The sequence below is a fragment of the Amycolatopsis sp. NPDC104775 genome, from assembly GCF_055583325.1.
Map to the genome: position 1 here is coordinate 541,786 of NZ_JBVJOE010000003.1, position 6,999 is coordinate 548,784.

Here is a 6,999-nt window from a genome sequence, read left to right on the forward strand (position 1 = left end):
GCGGGTTTTCGGAACTCAGCGGGACACGGTCACCGGGAGGTGGGTGTGCCCGAGCATGAAGTTGGACCGCAGCCGCCGCGGGGCGCCGGCCGAATGGAAAACGAGGCCGCGGCGGACGATTTCTTCCAAGAACAGCGAGATCTCCATCCGCGCGGCCACGGCGCCGATGCAGCGGTGGATCCCCACCCCGAAGGCGAGGTGGTGGTTGGGCGTGCGGCCGACGTCGAACCGGGACGCCTCGGGAAACTCCCGCTCGTCGCGGTTCGCGGCGGCGTTCCACAGCGTCACGAACTGGCCTTCTTCGATCAGCTTGCCGCCGATCATCAGGTCGCGCGTCGCGGTGCGCTGGACGTAGGCGTTGGTGGACGTCCAGCGGAACACTTCCTCCAGCGCGGTGGGCAGCAGCCCGGGATCGGCCAGCAGCCGGGCGGCTTCGCCGGGGTGCTCGATGAAAGCGGCCACCGCGGCGGAAGCGGTGAACGGCGTGGTCTCGTCCCCGCCGACCGCGACGTTGAGGCAGTTGTAGAGCAGTTCGCTCTCCCGCATCGGGCGGCCGTTCAGCGACGCGGCGGCCAGGATGCTCGGCAGGTCGTCGGCCGGGTCCTCGCGGCGCCGTTCGATCAGGTCGGCCATCAGCTCGAAGATCTCGACCTGCGCGGTGACCAGCGCGGTCGTTTCCCCGGCGCTGCCGCGGCAAAGCGGGTCCTGGAAGCCGATCATCGTCCTGGTCAGCTCCAGCAGCCGGAACGCGTCCGCCCGGCCGAGCCCGAACATCGCCGCGAGCAGGCCGGCGGGCAGCACCGGCGCGACGTCGGCCGCGAAGTCCGCGCCGCCGTCGGCGGTCATCTTGTCCAGCGCTTCGCCGAGGTACTGGCGGACGAACCCGGCCGCTTTGTCCATCATGGACTGGCCGAACGCCTTGTGCACCACGTGCCGCAGGTGCCGGTGCGCCGGAACGTCGGAGGCGATCAGCATCTGCCCGGACGACGAATCCGAATCGCTGCGATACGAGCCGCCCATCACCGTGCCCCGCCGCGACGAGAGGCCCGAGGAGTCCACATAGGCCGCCGAGACGTCCGCGAACCGGGTCAGCGCCCAGAAACCGCCGTCGGACGTCGGGTTCCAGTAGACCGGCTCGTGGTCGCGCAGCCACGCCCACGCCTCGTGCGGATCGCCGTCGGCGAACACGTCCAAATTGGTCAGATCGATCGCGGTCGCGGTCATCGCGGCACCGCCATCCTGGCCTCGTCGACCATTGCCGCCTGGTCCGACAACACGCTGTTGGCGAACAGCGATTCCGGGGAAACGGTCACGTTCAGCTTGCGCTGCAGGGCCATCCGGACCCGGACCGCGAGCAGCGAATGCCCGCCGAGGGTGAAGAAGTCGTCGTCGCGCCCGATCCCCTCGACCGCGAGCAAGTCCTCCCACAGCCCGGCGAGGAACCGCTCGGTGTCGGTGCCGGCCGGCACGTACGGGGCCCGCCGGTCCGCCCGATCGCGGATCAGGTCGCCCAGCGCCGCCAGGTCGCGCTTGCCGTGCGCGTCGAGCGGCATCGCCTCCAGGACCACGAACTCCGCCGGGATGAGCTGTTCGGGCACCTCGTCGGCGAGGAATTCCCTTACCGCGCGCAGAGTTACCCGTTCGCTGTCGGGAACCACCGCCGCCACGAGCCGCCGGTCGCCAGCTTCTCCCTCGGCGACGACGGCAGCTTCCCGGAGGTCCGGATGCTTGCACAGCACCCGTTCCACCTCGCGCGGCTCGACGCGCACGCCGCGGATCTTGACCTGAGCGTCGGCGCGGCCGAGGTATTCCAGCGCACCGTCGGCTCGACGGCGGACCCGGTCTCCGGTGGCGTACCTCCGGGCTCCCGGACCGGCCGCGGGGTCGGGAACGAACCGGACGGCGGTCTGGCCCGGCCGGTCGAGATAACCGCGGCCGACTCCGGTGCCGCCGACATACAGCTCGCCCGGTTCGCCCGGCTCGACCTCGCGCAGCCGCTCGTCCAGCACGGAAAGCCGGGCACCGGCGAACTCGTGCCCGATCGGCACCTGCTCGGCGTAGCCCGGCTCATCGCCGATCCGCTGACCGGTGCAGGCGACGGTGGTCTCGGTGGGGCCGTAGAGATTGAACAGCTGTCCGGCGAAGCCGCCCGCGCGCAGTTCCGCACACGTCTGCGGGAGCAGGACGTCGCCGCCGGAACACAGCAGCGAAAGCGAGGAGAACGCTTCCCGGTCGTACCGCGTCACGTGGTTCAGCGCGATCGCGGGCGCGAGCATCGCGGTGATCCGGCGGCGGCGCAGTTCCTTGCGCAGATCCGCCGACATCAGCTCCGGAATCGACGGCACCACCACGATCTCGGCCCCGCCCGCGAGCGAACGCCACACCTCGAAGGTGAAGGTGTCGAAGGAAATCCCGGACGCCTGCGCGGTGCGCTCCCCCGGCCCCAGCTCGGGCAGCGCCGGGTCGAGCGCGAAGCTGACCATCTGCCGGTGCTCCAGCACGACGCCCTTCGGCTCGCCGGTCGAGCCGGAGGTGAACAGGACGCACGCCGCGTGCGCTCCGCTGATCTCGACGGCGGGGCTCGTACCGGAGGCCTGCCCGTCCCATTCCAGGACGGGCAGGCCGAGGTGCGCCAGCCGGCCCGCCCAGCCGGGCGCGGTCACGACCACTCGCGGACGGGCGCTGCCGAGCAGGTGGTCGCGGCGGGAGTCGGGGTATTTGTCGTCCACCGGAACGTAAGCGGCACCCGCTTTGAGCACGCCGAGAACGGCGACCACGACGTCCGCCCCGCGCGGCAGGTAGACGCCGACGCGGTCCTCGGGACGCACTCCGGCCTCGGCGAGCGCGGCGGCCAGTGCACCGGCCGCGGTGGTCAGCTGGGTGTAGTCGAGCTGTTTTTCCGCGTCGCGCACGGCTGGTGCGCCCGGATGCCGCGCGGCGGTCCGGTCGACGAGTTCGACAAGGGTGCGGGGCTGGGTTGGCACGGGGAGTGTCATCGGGCCACCTCCGGTTCGAGGGCGGGCGCGGGATCGCCGGCCACGGTCAAGTCCTGCCTGATGACGTCCAGCAGTGCGGGCGGGGCAGTCAGGAAAGTCAGCTTTTCGCCGTCCAGCACGCGATGCGTCGTGGCGCCGTAGGCGGACCACGCGGTCATCTGCCGGGCGGGCACGTCCTGGTCGTCGCGCCAGCCGATCGCGGTGATCGGGCAGCGGAGCGGGCTGGGATGCGCTGGCGCGTAACGGAAACACATTTCGACGTCGCCGCGCAGCACGCCGACGAGCATCGGCAGCAGCTCCGGGATCAGGTCGCCGCCCAGGGTGCGCGCGACCCGCCGCAGCTCCTCGGCGAACTGCTCGTCGGTCATCGTCGGGTGGAACACCCCGGCCAGGCCGGGGGCGGGCGCGCGGTACCGGCGTTCCGGCGGCAGGTCCGGGGTCCGGGACGACGACACGAACAACCGCTCCGGCTGCCGGACGTCGAATTCCTCGATCCGGCTGAGCACCGCGTGCGCCAGCAGCGCGCCCTGGCAGTGGCCGAAGAAGGCGTACGGCCGGTCGAGGTATTCGCCCAGCCAGTCCACCGCCCCGTCGGCGAACGCGTCGATGTCGCGGCAGGGCTCTTCGCCGATGCGGTTCTCGCGGCCGGGCAGCTGGACCGGGCACACGTCGACCGGCCCGATCCGCTCCGGCCACCGCCGCCACGACGACGCGCCCGTTCCGCTGAAGGGGAAACAGAAAAGCCTGAACTCCGCGTCGCGGGAGGGCTCCCGCAAGAGCCAACGCCCCTTCCGCTGTGCCACGCGTCCTCCTCTGCTCGCGACTGCTGCTCGTCTGTCGGCACAGGAAGTTACGGCCGCCCGGTTCGCCGCCGGTTACCCCGCGCACCGGCCGGCGGCACCGATTCGCAACCGCGCGCGGCTACCGTCCGCCCGACCCGGCATGTCCCAGGAAGGCCGCCATGAAACGACCCCGAAAAATCCTCAACGCACTCCTCGCGACCGCCGCGGCCGTCGCGCTGGCGGTGGTCTCCGGCACCGGCCTAGGCCCGCTGCCCGCGCTCGGCTCGGCGCTGAACCCGGGAACGGGCGTATGGGCGTCCGCGGCCGGCGGAGTCCTTCCGCGCAGCCAAGAACTCGCCTTCGACGGCCTGACCGCCCCCGTGCGAGTGTCCTTCGACGCCGACGGCGTGCCCGACATCACCGCCCGCTCCGACGCCGACGCGTTCCTCGCCCTCGGCTACCTGCACGCCCGATTCCGCCTGTCCGAATTGGACTTGGCGCGCCGGATGGGATCCGGCCGGCTGGCCGAACTCCAAGGCCCCGCAGGCGTTTCCTCGGACAAGTTCGAACTGGGCCTAGGACTCCTGCGCACCGCGAAAGCGGAATGGGCGGCGATCCCGCCGAGCAGCCCCGCCCACACCGCCCTGCTCGCCTACGCGCGCGGCGTCAACCAGTCAATGACCGAAACCATTGCCGCGCATCAGCTCCCCGCCCTCTACACCCTCGCCGGAGTCACCCCCGCCCCCTGGACGCCGGTAGACAGCCTGGTCGCCCAAGGCGTCCTCACCCAAACACTGAACTTCTCGACCAACCCGCTGCAACGATCGATCCTCACCACCGCACTGGGCCCCGACCTGGCCCGCCGCCTTTTCCCCGCACTCCCGCCCAACCGCCAGGCCCCCTACGATCCCGGCCCGTACCGCTCCGCCGGAATCGCCCCGCTCCCCGCCCCGAACCCGAACGCCGCCACCCCCGGCTCACCCCCGTCCACCGGCTCCCCCGCCCTTCCCGGCGCCCCCACGCCGTCCGGACTGCACCTCCCAGTCCAGCCCGTCCACACCTTCCCGGACAGCAACGCCTGGGCCGCCAACGGCCCGCTAGTCGCAGGCGGCGGCGCCATGCTGGCCGGCGACCCGCACCTGCCCACGACCCTGCCGTCCATCTGGTACCAGGCCGCCCTGCACTCGCCCGGCTACGACGTGACCGGAGCCAGCTACCCCGGCGTCCCCGGCATCGTGATCGGGCGCAACCGGCACGTGTCCTGGTCGGTCACCGACGGCCAGAACCAGTCGACCCTCTACTACCGCGAGCAAACCCGCCCCGGGCAGTACTTTTGGCGCGGCTCCTGGCACCCCGTGGAAACCGCTGAATACACGATCCCAGTCCGCGGCGGCGATCCAGTGACCTGGCGAGTCGACCGCACCGTGCACGGCCCGCTGATGACCCTCGACGGCCAAACCGTCGCAGTCTCCTGGACCGGAAACCTGCCCTCCCCCGACGTCGCCGCCATCCTGGCGATCGACGCCTCCCGCGATTACGGCGAACTCCGCGCCGCCCTGCGCTCCTGGGCAGCCCCCACCCTGAACTTCGTCTACGCCGACGACCGCGGCAACATCGGCGCGATCGCCCCCGGCGTATACCCCCTGGTCGCCTCCGGCGATCCCGCACTCCCGCTTCCCGGCACCGGCGAGTCGGACGTCATCGGCACCATCCCGTTCGAGGCCGTACCGCAAGTCCACAACCCGCCCTCGCACTTCGTAGTCTCCGCCAACCAACGCCAAACCGGCCCCGACTACCCGTACTATCTGGGTCCTTCTTCCGGCTTCGACAACGGTTACCGCGCAAGGGAACTCACCAGATACCTGAGCACGCACCGAAACCTCCGCCCGGAAGATTTCCAGTCCCTGCAACAAAACGTCACCGACAACCTGGCCCGCGAAATCGTCCCCGCACTCCTCGCCGCCCTAGACAGCACCCCACTCACCGCCACCCAACGCCAGGCCCGGAACCTGCTGGCCTCTTGGCCGTTGTCGATGACCACCGATTCAGCCGCCGCGACCATCTGGTGGCAGTTCTGGAACGACTACGTCAGCACGGTTTTCCAGCCACACTGGGATGCCGCGAAAGTCCCCGTCGAAGTTGACAAGGACGGACTGACCGCATCACTGACCCTGGTCAACCTCAACCAAAACCTCGAACACTGGACCCTGCACGATCCAGCCAACCCGCTCTTCAGCCACCCCGGCACCACCGGCGGAACCGCCTCGGCCGCGATGCGCACCGCCTTCGCCCAAGCCGTCACCGAACTGACCACCACCCTGGGCCCGACCCCCGCCACCTGGACCTGGGGCCGCGTACACACCCGAGTAATCCCGTCCATCACTGGCACCCCCGGCTACGGCCCCTGGCCCTCCGACGGCAACCCCTGGACCATCAACGCAGCCGACGGCGGCCTGCAATCCTCGTTCGGCCCCGCCCTGCGCGTCGTAGTCTCTTGGCCGAGCGGCACAGCTTCGGTGCAATATCCAGGCGGGCAAAGCGAAAATCCAGGTTCCCCCTGGTACACGACTTTCATCCCAGACTGGATCGCAGGCAGATACCGCCCGCTTCGCCTCGCCGCCACCCCACACGACACCGTCGTCTGGACCCTCCGCCCAGGAGCGCACTGATGCCCCTGTCCCGTACCCAACCCCGCTGGCCCCAGTCAACCGGCCTCGCACTGGCCGGAGTATGCCTGATCTGGTCCGCCGCCGAAGCCGGACTCTGGTGGCTACCCCTGGCCCTAGGCGCCCTCACCGGAGCCACCACCCGACGGCACGCACTAACCACCGCCGCGATCTCCGCGACCGGCTGGATCCTCCCCTTGCTGACCCGGGAACTCACCGGCCAACCCCTAGCCGCGACCGCACGAACAGTAGCCAGCCTCGCCGGAACCCCAGAGCTAGCCGCCGTCGCCATCACCGCAACAGCCCTATTCCCCGCAATCCAAGCCACAGCAGGCTGGTGGGCAGGCACCGCCCTAGCTGCACTCCTACGCCCCACCTCCACGCCAAAATTCGTGAAAGGCCCCTCCACGAACTAAACCGCGACGAACACACCCAACAAACCCAGGCACCCAGCCCCCTCCCTGCACCCCGATACGAAGCCTCCCTGCGGTTCGGGGGGGGGGGGGGAAAAAAGCCCGCCCAAGTCCCACCACCCCACAAAACACACCCAACACC

At 70.4% G+C, this 6,999-nt stretch carries 4 protein-coding genes; 1 reads left to right on the forward strand and 3 read right to left on the reverse strand.

Annotation, left to right across the window (positions count from 1 at the left end):
• Positions 1-15 precede the first annotated feature (15 nt).
• From ACZ63D_RS16665 to ACZ63D_RS16675, 3 genes are read right to left on the reverse strand one after another with little or no spacing between them, the layout of a single operon-like run.
• Positions 16-1,224: a cytochrome P450 gene (locus ACZ63D_RS16665; RefSeq protein ID WP_465355174.1), complete on the reverse strand. Its 1,209-nt coding sequence runs from the start codon at positions 1,222-1,224 to the stop codon at positions 16-18.
• Entirely contained in the window at positions 1,221-2,996 is a 1,776-nt protein-coding gene (locus tag ACZ63D_RS16670; RefSeq protein ID WP_465355175.1) for a non-ribosomal peptide synthetase, read from the reverse strand. The genes ACZ63D_RS16665 and ACZ63D_RS16670 overlap by 4 nt, the downstream gene beginning before the upstream one ends.
• Entirely contained in the window at positions 2,993-3,799 is an 807-nt protein-coding gene (locus tag ACZ63D_RS16675) for a thioesterase II family protein (RefSeq protein WP_465355176.1), read from the reverse strand. Before ACZ63D_RS16675 ends, ACZ63D_RS16670 begins: the two co-directional genes overlap by 4 nt.
• A 158-nt stretch (positions 3,800-3,957) precedes the next feature.
• On the opposite strand from ACZ63D_RS16675, the gene ACZ63D_RS16680 reads away from it, so the two are divergent.
• Complete coding sequence (locus ACZ63D_RS16680) at positions 3,958-6,447, forward strand: penicillin acylase family protein (protein WP_465355177.1); 2,490 nt, start codon at positions 3,958-3,960, stop codon at positions 6,445-6,447.
• Positions 6,448-6,999: the final 552 nt, after the last annotated feature.

Excerpts from the sequence above, each read along its gene's own strand:
- ACZ63D_RS16665 (WP_465355174.1), bottom strand. The coding sequence starts at position 1,224 with ATGACCGCGACCGCGATCGATCTGACCAATTTGGACGTGTTCGCCGAC.
- ACZ63D_RS16670 (WP_465355175.1), bottom strand. The coding sequence starts at position 2,996 with ATGACACTCCCCGTGCCAACCCAGCCCCGCACCCTTGTCGAACTCGTC.
- ACZ63D_RS16680 (WP_465355177.1), top strand. The coding sequence starts at position 3,958 with ATGAAACGACCCCGAAAAATCCTCAACGCACTCCTCGCGACCGCCGCG.